Here is a 15,240-nt window from a genome sequence, read left to right as displayed (position 1 = left end):
CGGCTAATTGGCTTGCTAACTTGACCTCGTTTCTTTCGAAGCGTTGCCGTGTCAGCGAGGTGGCATTATAGAGATTGCGATCACATTGGCAAGCCCTTTTTCTCGTTTTTTTTGATTTTTTTATTGTTTGAGTGTTTTTTATTCTAAAAGGCGAGTTTTTGCTACTCTTCCCTCCAGATATCCCGATTATTAACGCTTTATAAGGAGTAAAGATGGGTTCTATTAGAAGTTATAAAGGTATTCGACCTCAACTAGGCAAGCGCGTATATGTCGACTCAACTTCTGTTCTTGTCGGTGATATCCAAATTGGTGACGACTCGAGTGTTTGGCCATTAGTTACAGCTCGTGGTGATGTGAACCATATCCACATTGGTGCTCGAACCAATATTCAAGATGGTAGCGTACTGCATGTAACCCATAAAAATACTGAGAATCCCAACGGCTATCCGCTAATCATTGGTAATGATGTCACTATTGGTCATAAAGTCATGTTGCACGGCTGCGAAATCCACGATCGTGTATTGGTTGGTATGGGAGCGATCGTTTTAGATAACGTTGTTGTCGAATCAGACGTAATGATAGGCGCTGGAAGTTTAGTCCCACCGGGGAAAAGGTTGGAAAGCGGCTATTTATATGTTGGTAGTCCAGTAAAACAAGCTCGCCCCTTATCAGAGAATGAACGAGCTTTCTTACAAAAGTCTGCCAATAACTATGTACAGAATAAAAATGACTACATAAACGAAGTAGAAGACGTCAACGACGAATGATGTAGTTGGTTAGCAATAAGCTAATCGATGATGATATTGCCTTCTTCATTGAAGGCTTCATCTTCAATTAGCTCTTCCGCGATTTCTTCTAGGTCGAATCGATAATCAATAAATACTTTAATTGCCGCTTGTTCAGTTTCAACCAAGGAGCCACTAAGCTTTTCTAGCTTCTGCTTTGTTACATAGCATTCAATCAGAGCTCCTGATTGCTGCGCGGTAAAGTTTACCGCTTGTAATGTTTTATCCCATGATTGCATATCTGGGAATAAGATGGACTGATTCATCGTTTACTGACCTTCAAGGTTCTTTCTTAATTCTCTAAGGATTTGTTTTGCGCCAGGGCGTAAACCACGCCACAGCATAAAGCTTTCCGCAGCTTGTCCCACTAACATTCCAAGACCATCATAAGCATGAGCGGCACCACTTTCTTTTGCCCATAAGTTAAAACTGGTCGTCCCTTGCCCGTAAATCATGTCGTAGCTCGTACTGTTAGCTGCAAAGATAGAAGAGGAGATAGCCGGCAGCTCACCGCTTAGGGAAGCAGACGTGGAGTTAATAATCACGTCGAACTCATCACTAATATCATCCATCTCTTTGGCAATGATAGAGCCATGTGCAATAAACAACTCCGCAAGCTCCTGCGCTTTGCTGAAGGTTCGATTAGTAATGGTTAAAGAACTAGGCTTTTGATCAAGAAGCGGCTTGATCACTCCACGAGCGGCACCGCCAGCGCCAATGATCAGGATCCGCGCACCTTCTAACACAACTTGATGTTGAAGTAGGTCTTGAACCAAACCTGCTCCATCGGTGTTATCGCCAATGATCTCACCATCATCTAACTTCTTGAGCGTATTGACTGCCCCGGCTAACTGAGCACGTTCGGTCAGTCTACTAGCAAATTGATAAGCATCTTCTTTAAATGGCATGGTGATATTGCACCCCTTGCCTCCTTCAGCAAAGAACAGCTTCGCTGCGTCAATAAAACCATCTACAGGAGCACTTTCTGCGGTATACACCAAAGATTGATTGGTTTGACGAGCAAACAAGGTGTGAATGAATGGCGACTTGCTGTGTCCAATAGGATTACCAAACACGGCATAGCGATCAATTTGCTGAGTCATTTCCTTACCTTTATTCCTTACCTACTATAGAGAAAAAACAGGGCCATCTGATTACAGATGACCCTATCACTATCTATCTATATAGAAAAGGAGATTCAACGCTCACCACTCTCGTGGCGTTAAGTATCGCTCGTAAAGTTCAGCCTCTGGAGAACCAGGTTGTGGCTCATAGCTGTATTCCCAACGCGCAAGTGGCGGCATCGACATAAGAATTGACTCTGTACGACCGCCACTTTGCAGACCAAATAGAGTTCCACGATCATACACTAGGTTGAATTCAACGTAGCGACCACGACGGTAAAGTTGGAATTCACGCTCACGCTCACTGAATTCAATTTCTTTACGACGAGACACAATCGGTAGGTAAGCTTGGCAGTATCCTTCACCAACCGCCTTGATGTAATCAAAACACTTGTCGAATTCCCACTGGTTTAGGTCATCAAAGAACAAACCACCAACACCACGAGTTTCATTTCGATGCGGTAGGAAGAAATACTTATCACACCAAGCTTTATGCTCTGCATAGACATCATCACCGAAAGGTGCACAAAGTTGTTTTGCGGTTTCATGCCATGATTGGCAATCTTCTTCGAATGGATAGAAAGGTGTTAGATCAAAACCACCACCAAACCACCAAATAGGCTCTTCACCCTCTTTCTCTGCGATAAAGAAGCGTACGTTAGCGTGAGAAGTCGGTACATATGGGTTGTGGGGATGGATAACCAAAGAAACACCCATCGCTTCAAAGCGGCGACCAGCTAACTCTGGACGATGCGCCGTAGCTGATGCTGGCATCTCATTACCTTCGACATGAGAGAAATTCACTCCCCCTTGCTCAAAAACGTCACCATCACGCAAAACACGGGTACGACCACCACCACCAAGGCGCTCCCCTTTTTCACGTTGCCATGCGTCTTCAACAAAGACGGCCTTTCCATCTTCTTGTTCTAACTGCTGACAAATGGAATCCTGAAGTGACATCAGGAACTGTTTTACGGCGTGCTTATCGATTGCTGACATACGTGTAGTACCTATTGATTGCTGACTAGCAGGGTTAGCCCTGTCTTAATATTTGCGAGGTTTTAGCATCACGAATTTCACTAGGCTTGTCACGACCGCTGGTTTCACCACGTAAGATCGCCACAAGTCGGTCACCCAATTGTTGCTCTACTTCTTCAGTCGTCATACAAGGAGGCTGACCAGTGAGGTTCGCGCTGGTAGAGGTTAGCGGCTTTCCGAAAGCATTACACATCTTTTGTACCAAAGGATGATCCGTCACACGCACTGCAATCGAATCAAATTGCCCCGATACCCAATGAGAAACTTTGTCACTCACAGGCATAATCCAAGTGTATGGACCTGGCCACGTTGCGTGTACTTTATCTAACTGCTCTTGAGTCAACTGAGATTCATCAACATAAGGCAAAAGCTGTTCATAGTTTGCCGCAATTAAGATTAATCCTTTCTCAACAGGGCGTTGTTTTAGCTCTAGCAATTTTTGAATCGCTTCTGGGTTATCTGGGTCACAGCCAACACCAAACACCCCCTCTGTTGGGTAGGCAATCACTTCGCCTTTTTGTAGTGCTTCTAGCACCTGTTCAAAGTTCTCCACCGATACTTCCTGATAATCTTGTCTGTTGTGTTTGTACTAAGTGTACAAATATTCATTCTCAGAGACTAAAGCAATTTGTTTATAAAATGTATCAATCGTATTTACAAACGCACGCAAACGTTTGCTTGAGGTAAAAATCCCCGTATAATGCGCACAAATTTATCAGCTCACCTAATTTTGCAGCTTGAAGGAGTTTGAGATGAAAGTCGGTATCATCATGGGTTCTAAATCAGATTGGCCAACCATGAAACTAGCAGCGGACATGCTGGATCAATTTGGCGTGTCTTACGAAACAAAGGTGGTGTCAGCTCACCGTACTCCTCAATTGTTGACTGATTACGCAAGCAGTGCTAAAGAACGTGGCATTAAAGTCATCATCGCAGGTGCGGGCGGTGCTGCCCACCTACCAGGCATGGCGGCGGCGTTTACCAGCGTACCTGTACTTGGCGTTCCCGTTCAGTCTCGCGCACTGAAAGGCATGGACTCACTACTTTCTATCGTACAGATGCCAAAAGGTATTGCGGTTGGTACATTAGCTATTGGCGAAGCAGGCGCAGCAAACGCTGGTATCCTAGCGGCTCAAATCCTTGGTACACATGATGAAGCGATCATGGCAAAAGTCGAAGCGTTCCGTAACGAACAAACGGAAACCGTATTGGCGAACCCAAACCCTGCTGAGGATTAATCAGATGCATGTACTAGTTCTTGGTGCGGGTCAGTTAGCTCGTATGATGTCTCTGGCTGGTGCGCCACTGAATATTCAAATTTCAGCTTACGATGTGGGCAGCGGTAATATCGTTCATCCACTGACTCAACATGTACTAGGCAACGGCTTAGAAAATGCGATCGAACAAGTTGATGTAATCACTGCTGAGTTCGAGCATATCCCGCATGACGTGCTTGATATTTGCGAAGCGAGCGGTAAGTTCTTACCAAGTACACAAGCTATCAAAGCAGGCGGTGATCGCCGCATTGAAAAGGCATTACTTGATGATGCTGGCGTACGTAATGCGAAATACTATGTGATCAAAACTCGTGAAGATTTTGACCGCGCAATTGAACACGTCGGCATGCCAATGGTTCTGAAAAGTGCATTGGGCGGTTACGATGGAAAAGGTCAGTGGCGTTTAAAAGAACCTTCTCAGATCGACATAATTTGGACAGAAATGGTGGAATGCATTGCTTCAACACCAACTCAAGCCATTGTTGCTGAGGAGTTTGTTCCTTTTAACCGTGAAGTTTCACTGATTGGTGCTCGCAGTAACGATGGCAGTATTGAAGTTTACCCTCTCGCAGAAAACATCCACACAAATGGTGTATTAAGCCTCTCAACAGCAATTGATGCTCCAGAGTTGCAAGAACAAGCAAAAGAGATGTTCACGGCCGTCGCCAATAGTTTGAATTACGTTGGCGTGCTAGCCCTGGAGTTCTTCGACGTTGACGGCAAGTTGCTGGTTAACGAAATCGCACCACGCGTACACAACTCAGGTCACTGGACTCAGCAGGGTGCAGAAACTTGTCAGTTTGAGAACCACCTACGCGCTGTGTGTGGTATGCCTTTAGGTAGTACTAAGCTCGTTCGCGAGACCTCGATGATCAATATTCTCGGTGAAGATACCTTGCCAGATGCGCTACTCGCGATGAATGGTTGCCATATTCATTGGTATGGCAAAGAGAAACGAGAAGGTCGTAAGATGGGTCACATCAACGTATGCGGTGATTACACTGGTGAGTTGAATCGTAGGTTGTGTGCATTAACAAACGTGCTTGATGAAGAAACCTTCCCAGCAGTTCATGAATTTGCCAAACAGTGGCAAGCATAGAAAAGTTGATAAATAGACAACAAAGGGTCGCATGATGCGACCCTTTTTAATTTTGCCTGAGATTTATTGTGATTGTGTATGCTGGCACTTGCGACTTGCACATTGCAACTTAACCCCGCTGGCGAGTTTCTTTTCTACCAACAAGGTAAACCCGCATTCCTCACAGCGACCTCTTACAGGTGGTAAGTTTACCGCAAACTTGCACTTCGGATAGTTATCACACGCGTAGAATGTCTTACCAAATCGGGTCTTACGTTCAACTAAATGCCCTTTACCACACTCAGGGCAAGCGTATAGCTCTTTCGATTCTTGCTCGGGTTCGGGCTGATTGATTGATTCGATATGATGACAAGTTGGGTAATGACTACAGCCAACGAACATGCCGTATCGCCCTTGTCGGAGCACCAACTCATTGCCACAGTCAGGGCAAGGCACACCTAACTCTTTTACGATGTGGCCATCATTACTGTGCAACGGCTTGATATAGTCGCAGCTTGGGTATTGGCTACAACCAAGAAAAGGACCATGTTTGCCATGTTTCAGCCTGACTTCCCCACCACATTTAGGGCACGGCTCTCTCTCAAGCGCATGCTCGTGTGCCGAGAAAAGGTTGTGATCGATTTTACTACTCATACTCACCGTTAAAGCAGAAGATATTAGTGAAGAATACCCTGTTCCTTGGTGTACAGCAGCTCTTCCATCAGCGTGTAGGCATTTTCGTTGCCAGGGACATTAAACAGAACCATAAGAATGATCCACTTAAGGTCTTCAAGCTCAAATTCATTGGTTTCTAGCCCCATTACACGATCGATAACCATCTCACGTGTTTCTGTGGTTAGAACATTAATTTGCTCTAAGAACAGCAGAAAACCACGACATTCAAGATCTAAGCGCTGCATCTCTGATGCCGTATAGATACGTGTCGATGCCGATGCTATGCAAGTTGAAATCGCTGAATGCTCATCACTTTGTTGCAATGCTGCCAGCTCTTCTAACCAGACAAGGGCTTTGTAGATGTCTTTTTGCTGGAAGCCTGCACGAAGCAATTCATCTTCCAACTCGTCTTGTTCGACCTGTAACTCTGCATCGCTATGGATGTAGGTTTCGAATAGATACATAAGTATATCCATCATCATAGCTAGCCCCTCCCCTTTCGAATATAGCCACCGGATACTGCAACAACATGCCCTGAAAGCTCAAGCTCTAAGAGCTGCATCATGACTTCTTGGACAGGTATATTGGTCCTGCTTGCAAGAATATCAACTGGTGTAGCCTCATTTCCTACGTTAGCTAACAGCTGAGGAAATGGCAATTCTTCTTCATCAATTGGCGTAGAAAATAAATCCAAGCTCTGATTAATAGACCAGTCGAGCAAAGACTGTATTTCATTCAACACCTCTTGAGTGTTTTGTACGAGACAAGCCCCATTACGAATCAACTGATTACCACCACTGGCATTGGGAGCATTAATCGAAGCTGGTATAGCGAAAACTTCACGGTCTTGCTCAAGAGCGTAGCGAGCGGTGATTAATGAGCCACTCTTTTCTGCTGCTTCGACAACCAACACGCCAAGCGACAAACCACTAATGATTCGATTACGTCGTGGGAAGTTTTCTGCTCGAGGTTTCGCATCTGGGCGAAACTCAGAGACTAACGCACCGTTTTCCATCACTCGCCGCGCTAAACCTCGGTGACGGGCTGGATAAACTTGCTCTAACCCTGAACCCAATACCGCAATGGTTTTACCGTCCGCTTGCAAAGCACCATCATGAGCGTGTCCATCGATACCCAAAGCCAAACCACTGGTAACAATCAGATCATGTTTCACCAAATCTGCAGCGAACTGACGTGCGTGTTGAAGCCCATCAACACTAGCATTACGGCTGCCGACCATGGCAATTTGAGGTTGAGACAAACAACTCGCTTCTCCCTTTATAAATAGTAAAGGAGGTGGAGCGACCGTTTGTTTGAGAAGTGGGGGATACAGAGTATCCGCCAAAGTAACAATATGATGATGAGATGAGGCGCTAACCCAAGTAAGACAAGCGTCGACTTCTTTATCGACCTCAGACCATGCTTGCAGTTGCTTCGTGGTAAAACCCAAAAGCTGAAGCTGCTCAGTTGAGTATCCGACAATATTGCTTGGCGTATCTTTACTCAGCAGCTTATTCATCTTCACCCCGCCAATGCCTGGCAAGCAGCTCAGCTTTAACCAGGCGGCGAGGTCAGTATCATTGCGTAGTTTCATTCGTGGTCGATTCCTCAGCCAGAGGAGAAACCACTGATACCTCTTTATTGATTGGCTTAGTGCTATTGGTAATCAGTGCAAGACTGAAATATTCATAAGGACGAATGACCAGCAGTTCACCAACCTTACTTTGCGGCAAGGTGATCTTAGAGTCGAGTAAGCCACTGTCTTTCACAAAACCATCGCCACCTTTGAAAACCGGGTGCGCATCTTCTTTAAGATCAAACACACTGCCTTGGCGAAGTTGATCGGATGTTCCTTTATCAATCACAACCACTTGATTGGTTGAGCTAAATCGAATGCCCTCAATATTACCCAGCAATGCTGCAGAACTGCCTTTTGGTGATGGCAGTGGGTAAAAGGTCGTCGTGAAATCACCATTTGCTAATGTTTGGACCGGCAAAGCGATATCGTTACGAATAATCTCTTGCAGTTGAGTGGTGATCTTTAGTCCTGAGTACTCGCTTGATGCCTCGATAAGTTCCCCTTTTGCAATCAAACGTAAAGCGGTAATTTGCTTAGATACGTCTTCACGGGAAAATGTTTCGACTGGACGATAGATAGCCCAACCTGTCGCCGTTTGTTCACCACTAATATACAGGGTGTCCTCAGCAGTCAGATATTTACTGCCTTTGCTACTACCCATCACTTTAGCCGCGTTTTCTAGCGTTTCATCGTCCACCAAACGGTCCGACTTGAGGTAAGGCATAACCAAACCTTCAGCAACGGTTGGCACCGCTTTCTTTTCCGTGATACGAGCTTTAGGGCTGAGCTTTTTCACCGCTTTTAAGCTCAATACTGGTTGACCATTAATCCATACCAGCGACAACTTGTCTCCGGGATAAATAAGGTGCGGATTATCGATCTCTGGATTGACCTGCCACAAACGAGGCCACAACCATGGGCTATCCAGATACATTGCTGAAATATCCCAAAGCGTATCACCTTTGACCACAACATAAGTTTTAGGTGCGTCATCTTTGACGGTAAGCGGTTGGGAGTCCGTGTTTGCTACGGCATTGAAAGAGAAAAGTAACGGCAACGTAATGCGAGAAACGTTGCGGAAAATTCGATTCATGACCCTCGTCCTTGGTCTGTTAGGCAACTACCAGAATGGAAATTGGTATAAGGATGCTGTCATTTAGGTCATAAAATGTCTAGAATTGAGCCAACAAGGTTTGTGCTGTTACGGCACAGTTCAATATTTCGAGTGAATATGTCTGTATTACAAGTATTAACATTCCCAGATGATCGCCTGCGTACCGTTGCAAAACCTGTAGAAGAGGTGACACCTGAGATTCAAAAAATCGTCGATGACATGATTGAAACCATGTACGACGAAGAGGGTATTGGCCTGGCTGCAACGCAGGTTGATATCCACAAACGTATCGTAGTAATTGATATTTCAGAAACTCGTGATGAGCCAATGGTGCTTATCAACCCTGAGATTCTGGAAAAGCGTGGCGAAGATGGCATCGAAGAAGGCTGTCTATCGGTACCAGGTGCTCGTGCACTTGTGCCGCGTGCTGCTGAAGTTACTGTTAAAGCACTAGATCGTGATGGCAAAGAGTACACTTTTGAAGCCGACGATCTGCTAGCCATCTGTGTTCAACACGAACTAGACCATTTGATGGGTAAGTTGTTCGTTGATTACCTATCGCCACTGAAGCGTAAGCGTATTCAGGACAAGCTAGCAAAAATCAAACGCTTTAACGAGAAACAGCAAAACGCTTAATCTCGATACAATTTAATTAGAAGGAAGCCTACCTTGAGTCAGTCTTTACGTATTGTCTTTGCAGGTACTCCGGATTTCGCCGCCCGTCACTTGGCGGCGTTGTTGTCTTCGGAGCACGAAGTAATTGCGGTTTATACTCAACCAGATCGCCCAGCAGGCCGTGGTAAGAAGCTTACTGCAAGCCCAGTAAAAACCATCGCGCTTGAGCATGATATTCCGGTTTATCAACCAGAAAACTTCAAGTCAGATGAGGCTAAGCAAGAACTAGCGGATCTGAATGCCGACATCATGGTTGTTGTCGCTTATGGTCTATTACTTCCGCAAGTTGTGTTAGACACGCCTAAACTAGGCTGTATCAATGTTCACGGTTCGATTCTTCCTCGTTGGCGTGGCGCAGCTCCTATCCAACGTTCAATTTGGGCAGGTGATGCTGAAACTGGTGTTACCATTATGCAGATGGACATTGGTTTGGATACGGGTGACATGCTTAAAATCGCAACGTTACCGATTGAAGCAAGCGACACTAGTGCATCAATGTACGAAAAACTCGCAGGTTTAGGTCCAGATGCGCTGATTGATTGTTTAGCAGACATCGCAGCCGACAAAGCAGAGCCCGTGAAACAAGACGACGAGCTAGCAAACTACGCGAAGAAGCTGAGCAAAGAAGAAGCGCGCATTGATTGGAACGATGATGCTGCGCACATTGAACGTTGTGTTCGCGCATTCAACCCATGGCCAATGAGCCACTTTGAAGCGGCTGAAAACAGCATCAAAGTATGGGAAAGTCGTGTTGCGGATCAAACTAGCGACAAACCAGCAGGCACCATTTTGCAAGCGGACAAAACCGGTATTTATGTTGCGACAGGCAACGGTGTATTGGTTCTGGAACAACTGCAAGTTCCGGGCAAAAAAGCCATGTCAGTTCAAGATATTCTGAACTCACGTGCATCTTGGTTTGAAGTTGGCACTCAACTGGTTTAAAAACCAGATAACCGTGTCAAAGACCAATAATACGAACTTTTAGAGGGCAGAGATGCCCTCCTTTACTTTAAGGTACTTATCATGAATGTTCGCGCTGCGGCTGCCAACGTCTTGTATCTTGTCGTCGACAAGGGCCACTCACTTTCAAGCGCTCTTCCAGCGGCTCAACAAAACGTACGACCACGTGATCACGCTCTTTTGCAAGAAATTTGCTATGGTGCTCTACGTTACCTCCCTCGCCTAGAAATGATTGCAAACCAGTTGATGGACAAGCCGTTAAAGGGCAAACAACGCGTTTTCCATCACCTGATTTTGGTTGGCATTTACCAATTGAGCTTCATGCGTATTCCTGCACACGCTGCAGTGGGTGAAACGGTTGAAGGTACTAAAGAGCTGAAAGGCCCCCGCTTGCGCGGTCTTATCAACGCAGTATTACGTAACTACCAGCGCAACCAAGAAGAACTGGATCAAATGGCTGTCAGCAACAATGCGGGCAAATACGGTCACCCGAGCTGGTTACTTAAACTGCTGCAAGAAGCTTACCCACAACAATGGGAAAGCATTGTTGAAGCCAACAACCAGAAAGCGCCAATGTGGCTGCGTGTAAACCACCAGCACCACACTCGTGATGAATACTTTGCGCTACTCAAAAATGAAAACATTGATAGCACGCCACACACACAAGCAATGGACGCCCTAAAATTGGCGGCGCCATGCGATGTGATGAAACTGCCGGGCTTTGAAAAAGGTTGGGTATCGGTGCAAGATGCGGCAGCGCAGCTGTCGATTAACTATCTTGAGCCAAAAGATGGCGAGCTGATCCTAGACTGCTGCGCAGCACCAGGCGGTAAGACAGCGCACATTCTTGAGCGTACATCTGGTAGTGAAGTGGTTGCCATTGATTGCGATGACACGCGCCTTAAACGTGTGCACGAAAACCTGAAGCGCCTCAACCTTCAAGCAAAAGTGGTTTGCGGCGATGCGCGTAATCCTCAAGAATGGTGGCAAGGCGAACAATTTGATCGCATTTTGCTGGATGCTCCGTGTTCTGCAACTGGCGTGATTCGTCGTCACCCAGACATCAAATGGCTACGTCGTGCTGATGATATTGCCGCACTTGCGGATCTACAGAGCGAAATTTTTGATGCAATGTGGACGCAACTAAAACCTGGCGGCACCATGGTTTACGCGACTTGTTCAATCACACCACAAGAAAACGTGGAACAAGTAAAAGCGTTCTTAGCACGTACTGCAGACGCGCAATTAGTGGACTCCGATCCAAAGCAACCTGGTCGTCAGATTCTACCAGGCGAAGAAGATATGGATGGTTTCTACTACGCAGTGCTAACAAAAAAACACGCGTAACAGCATGCTAAATAGGGCGATTGAAGTGAATTCAATCGCCTTTTTCAGATAACGAGTAAAGAGTATGAAGATCATTATTCTTGGTGCTGGTCAGGTTGGCGGCACACTGGCGGAAAACCTAGTTGGTGAGAACAACGACATCACCATCGTCGACAAAAATGGCGACCGACTGCGTGAGTTACAAGACAAATACGACCTACGAGTGGTCAACGGTCACGCAAGCCACCCAGATGTTCTGCACGAAGCCGGTGCGCAAGACGCCGATATGCTTGTCGCAGTAACCAACACCGATGAGACCAACATGGCAGCCTGTCAAGTTGCGTTCACTCTGTTCAATACCCCAAACCGTGTTGCACGTATTCGTTCTCCAGAGTATCTGGCAGAAAAAGAAGCCCTATTTAAGTCTGGTGCCATTCCTGTCGATCACCTTATCGCACCAGAAGAGCTGGTAACGAGCTACATCGAGCGCCTCATCCAATACCCAGGCGCACTGCAAGTGGTAAGCTTTGCCGAGCAGAAAGTCAGCCTAGTAGCCGTTAAAGCCTATTACGGTGGTCCGCTTGTGGGCAACGCTCTGTCTGCCCTGCGTGAGCACATGCCACACATCGATACTCGTGTTGCTGCGATTTTCCGTCAGGGTCGTCCTATTCGTCCACAAGGCACTACCATCATTGAAGCTGATGATGAGGTGTTCTTCGTTGCAGCAAGTAACCACATTCGCTCGGTAATGAGTGAGCTTCAGCGACTTGAGAAACCTTACCGCCGCATCATGATTGTTGGCGGTGGTAACATCGGTGCGAGTTTGGCCAAACGCCTTGAGCAAACTTACAGCGTGAAGCTGATCGAACGTAACTATCAGCGTGCAGAAAAGCTGTCCGAGCAACTAGAAAATACCATCGTCTTCTGTGGTGATGCGGCAGATCAAGAACTGCTGACTGAAGAAAACATTGACCAAGTAGACGTGTTCATCGCGCTGACTAACGAAGATGAGACCAACATCATGTCAGCGATGTTGGCAAAACGCATGGGCGCAAAGAAAGTGATGGTGCTAATCCAACGCGGCGCTTATGTCGACCTTGTACAAGGCGGCGTGATTGATGTGGCAATCTCACCACAGCAAGCAACGATTTCTGCTCTACTAACGCACGTTCGCCGTGCTGACATCGTGAACGTTTCTTCACTGCGTCGTGGCGCAGCCGAAGCAATCGAAGCCGTTGCGCACGGTGACGAAACTACATCCAAAGTGGTGGGTCGCGCGATTGGCGATATCAAACTCCCACCAGGAACCACCATTGGTGCTATCGTTCGTGGCGAAGAAGTTCTTATCGCACATGATCGTACCGTCATCGAACAAGATGACCACGTCGTGATGTTCCTGGTCGACAAAAAGTACGTACCAGACGTCGAAGCGCTGTTCCAGCCGAGTCCATTCTTCCTCTAGGATTTTCCTATGGTCAACTTACGTCCCGTACTGTTTGTTATCGGGCTGGTTTTATCCAAACTAGCCCTTTTTATGTACGTGCCGACTTTGGTCGCGTTTTTCACTGGTACGGGCGGGTTCCTCGACTTCGCCCAGGCCGTAGTGATCACTCATCTCGCCGCTTTTATCTGTTTAACGATTGGTCGAACCGCCAAATTCAAACTCAGCGTGCGTGATATGTTTCTCATCACCAGTTTGGTATGGACTATCGCCAGTGCGTTTGCCGCCCTGCCATTTGTCTTTATCAACCATATCAGCTTTACCGACGCCTACTTCGAAACCATGTCAGGTATCACTACTACGGGTTCGACCGTACTTAGTGGCTTAGACAACATGGCGCCAAGCATCTTACTGTGGCGTTCTATCTTGCAATGGTTGGGTGGTATTGGCTTTATCGTGATGGCAGTAGCTATCCTACCGATGCTTAACGTTGGTGGTATGAAGCTATTCCAAACCGAATCCTCCGATTGGTCAGACAAAAGCAGCCCAAGAGCTAAGACTGTCGCGAAGAACATCGTATTGGTGTATTTGATGCTGACAGGCTTATGTATCGTGGGATACTTGTTAACTGGCATGAACCTGTTTGAAGCGATCAACCACGCATTCACGACTCTATCCACCGGCGGTTACTCGACATCAGACGGTTCGATGAACCATTTCTCCAACGGTGCTCATTGGGTTGCGACCACCTTTATGTTCCTCGGTGGTTTGCCATTCCTACTGTTCGTAGCGGCATTACGTAAGCGCAGTATCGATGTCTTGATGAAAGACGCCCAAGTTCGCGGCTTTGCTTACCTATTTTTGTTCTCAAGCTTAGTGGTCGCCGCTTGGTTGGTACTTCGTGATGGCTACACTATTTTGGATGCACTGCGAGTTTCAATGTTCAATATTGTTTCAGTGGTCACCACGACGGGTTTTGGCCTGGAAGATTTCACAGCTTGGGGCGCATTGCCATCGACATTGTTTGCTTTCTTGATGATGGCAGGCGCATGTTCAGGCTCCACCTCAGGCGGGATTAAAATCTTCCGTTTTCAGATCGCGATGACACTACTCAACAAGCAAATCATGAAGCTTATTCACCCTTCAGGTGTTTTTGTTCAGCGCTACAATCAACGCCCTGTAAACGACGATATTGTTCGCTCTGTGGTGGCGTTTGGTTTGATGTTTTTCATCACCATCATCTTCATTGCTGGTTGTTTAAGTGCTCTCGGCCTTGATCCAGTCACCAGTATTTCGGGGTCGATTACCGCAGTTGCAAACGTGGGACCAGGGATGGGTGACATCATTGGCCCAACGGGTAACTTTGCCCCACTGCCTGACACTGCAAAATGGTTATTAAGCTTTGGTATGTTAATGGGGCGTTTGGAAATTCTGACTATTCTTGTACTGTTCTTCCCTGCGTTTTGGCGCCGTTAAACAGACTCAAATAAAAGGTATAACAATGAAAACATGGATCACTCTGGCGACCCTACTCGCCTCTTCATCCGTTTACGCAGCTGAAGTCGTGAAGCTAGCAGATGGGCGCGAAGTAAAATTGAATGACGACTTCACATGGGAGTACGTCGTGAAGAAAGCAGCGTCTGAAAACACATTAGAAAAAGTTGAGGCGGTAGAGGCGGCTGCGGTTGTTGCATCAACAACAGCCGTAGAAGCAGTCACCACGCAAACCACTAAAGCACCTGAGATTGCAACAATTCCAGTCGTAAACAAAAAAGTGGGCACAACCATAGTCGTGAATGCGAAGAAGCCGACAATGCAGCTGTCCGACTCTGGTGTGGATGTGTTGATTGGTTCAGCGCGTTATGAAGACGGTGAACTGATCCTACCGACCTCAGTAACCAATCAAAGCTCACAATCGGTGATTCAGGTTGAAGTGGAAGTACAGGTATTCGATATGTCTGGTAAACCGTTGGCGAAAGAAAGCGTCACAGTTTGGCAATCCATCAAACGTATGGCAGACACTTACCTACGTCCGCAACAAGCTGAGCAAGGTAAAGCAATCAAGCTGGCAGTACCACAGTCGCAGCAATACCAGTTCTCGGCAGAAGTATTAGAAGTGAAGACCCGCTAGTACAATAAAATATGCTTAGTCGAGTCTATTTCTATCA

General features: G+C 46.5%; 17 protein-coding genes. 9 read left to right on the top strand and 8 right to left on the bottom strand.

The genetic code is table 11. The annotated features are described in order from the left end of the window. The first annotated feature begins 212 nt into the window (after positions 1–212). Positions 213–767 (top strand): gamma carbonic anhydrase family protein, encoded by a 555-nt coding sequence (locus tag OH459_RS22675; RefSeq protein WP_053052455.1) that lies wholly within the window; start codon positions 213–215, stop codon positions 765–767. A 20-nt stretch (positions 768–787) separates the two neighbouring features. Here OH459_RS22675 and OH459_RS22670 read toward each other — a convergent pair whose 3' ends face one another. From OH459_RS22670 to OH459_RS22655, 4 genes are all read right to left on the bottom strand, one after another. Next, a complete protein-coding gene (locus tag OH459_RS22670) occupies positions 788–1,051 on the bottom strand; it encodes a DUF1488 domain-containing protein (protein ID WP_005450963.1) in 264 nt (87 codons plus the stop codon). Positions 1,052–1,054: 3 nt separating this feature from the next. After that, positions 1,055–1,888 (bottom strand): shikimate dehydrogenase, encoded by an 834-nt coding sequence (gene aroE, locus OH459_RS22665; protein WP_017190966.1) that lies wholly within the window; start codon positions 1,886–1,888, stop codon positions 1,055–1,057. A 102-nt stretch (positions 1,889–1,990) separates the two neighbouring features. Beyond that, positions 1,991–2,908 (bottom strand): oxygen-dependent coproporphyrinogen oxidase, encoded by a 918-nt coding sequence (gene hemF, locus OH459_RS22660; protein ID WP_017817571.1) that lies wholly within the window; start codon positions 2,906–2,908, stop codon positions 1,991–1,993. 34 nt (positions 2,909–2,942) lie between these two features. Then, positions 2,943–3,500, bottom strand: a complete 558-nt coding sequence (locus OH459_RS22655; RefSeq protein WP_050903741.1) for an L-threonylcarbamoyladenylate synthase — start codon at positions 3,498–3,500, stop codon at positions 2,943–2,945. A gap of 199 nt (positions 3,501–3,699) precedes the next feature. Here OH459_RS22655 and purE point away from each other — a divergent pair, with 199 nt between their 5' ends. Together purE and OH459_RS22645 are read left to right on the top strand one after the other, a co-directional pair. Continuing rightward, positions 3,700–4,185: a 5-(carboxyamino)imidazole ribonucleotide mutase gene (gene purE, locus OH459_RS22650; protein WP_050935972.1), complete on the top strand. Its 486-nt coding sequence runs from the start codon at positions 3,700–3,702 to the stop codon at positions 4,183–4,185. Between the two features lie 4 nt (positions 4,186–4,189). After that, on the top strand, positions 4,190–5,323 hold the full coding sequence (locus OH459_RS22645; protein ID WP_005450972.1) for a 5-(carboxyamino)imidazole ribonucleotide synthase: 1,134 nt from the start codon (positions 4,190–4,192) through the stop codon (positions 5,321–5,323). A 63-nt stretch (positions 5,324–5,386) separates the two neighbouring features. Here the strand turns inward: OH459_RS22645 and OH459_RS22640 are convergent, their stop codons facing one another. From OH459_RS22640 to OH459_RS22625, 4 genes are read right to left on the bottom strand one after another with little or no spacing between them, the layout of a single operon-like run. Continuing rightward, positions 5,387–5,956, bottom strand: coding sequence for a DNA topoisomerase family protein (locus OH459_RS22640; RefSeq protein WP_005450974.1), 570 nt, complete (start codon positions 5,954–5,956; stop codon positions 5,387–5,389). A gap of 23 nt (positions 5,957–5,979) precedes the next feature. Next, positions 5,980–6,459: a DUF494 family protein gene (locus OH459_RS22635; RefSeq protein ID WP_005429833.1), complete on the bottom strand. Its 480-nt coding sequence runs from the start codon at positions 6,457–6,459 to the stop codon at positions 5,980–5,982. A gap of 2 nt (positions 6,460–6,461) precedes the next feature. Next, a complete protein-coding gene (dprA, locus tag OH459_RS22630; protein ID WP_005450977.1) occupies positions 6,462–7,571 on the bottom strand; it encodes a DNA-processing protein DprA in 1,110 nt (369 codons plus the stop codon). Continuing rightward, complete coding sequence (locus OH459_RS22625; protein WP_053052457.1) at positions 7,555–8,649, bottom strand: LysM peptidoglycan-binding domain-containing protein; 1,095 nt, start codon at positions 8,647–8,649, stop codon at positions 7,555–7,557. Before OH459_RS22625 ends, dprA begins: the two co-directional genes overlap by 17 nt. Before the next feature lie 138 nt (positions 8,650–8,787). Here OH459_RS22625 and def point away from each other — a divergent pair, with 138 nt between their 5' ends. From def to OH459_RS22595, 6 genes are all read left to right on the top strand, one after another. After that, positions 8,788–9,306, top strand: a complete 519-nt coding sequence (gene def, locus OH459_RS22620; protein WP_005450979.1) for a peptide deformylase — start codon at positions 8,788–8,790, stop codon at positions 9,304–9,306. 33 nt (positions 9,307–9,339) lie between these two features. Next, positions 9,340–10,287 carry a methionyl-tRNA formyltransferase gene (gene fmt, locus OH459_RS22615; protein WP_269988920.1) on the top strand — a complete coding sequence of 316 codons (948 nt, stop codon included), beginning with the start codon at positions 9,340–9,342 and terminating at the stop codon, positions 10,285–10,287. Positions 10,288–10,368: 81 nt separating this feature from the next. Next, positions 10,369–11,652, top strand: a complete 1,284-nt coding sequence (gene rsmB / locus OH459_RS22610) for a 16S rRNA (cytosine(967)-C(5))-methyltransferase RsmB (RefSeq protein ID WP_269988918.1) — start codon at positions 10,369–10,371, stop codon at positions 11,650–11,652. A 64-nt stretch (positions 11,653–11,716) separates the two neighbouring features. After that, entirely contained in the window at positions 11,717–13,093 is a 1,377-nt protein-coding gene (gene trkA, locus OH459_RS22605) for a Trk system potassium transporter TrkA (protein WP_005429806.1), read from the top strand. A 9-nt stretch (positions 13,094–13,102) separates the two neighbouring features. Further along, a complete protein-coding gene (locus tag OH459_RS22600; RefSeq protein WP_005450983.1) occupies positions 13,103–14,548 on the top strand; it encodes a TrkH family potassium uptake protein in 1,446 nt (481 codons plus the stop codon). A 25-nt stretch (positions 14,549–14,573) separates the two neighbouring features. Then, on the top strand, positions 14,574–15,203 hold the full coding sequence (locus OH459_RS22595; RefSeq protein ID WP_005450985.1) for a DUF3157 family protein: 630 nt from the start codon (positions 14,574–14,576) through the stop codon (positions 15,201–15,203). Positions 15,204–15,240 lie beyond the last annotated feature (37 nt).

This window comes from Vibrio sp. MM46 (genome assembly GCF_027587135.1).
Classification (GTDB): Bacteria; Pseudomonadota; Gammaproteobacteria; order Enterobacterales; family Vibrionaceae; genus Vibrio; species Vibrio harveyi.
The sequence above is the reverse complement of the archived record's forward strand: the minus strand, read 5'-3'. Positions and strand labels throughout refer to the sequence as shown.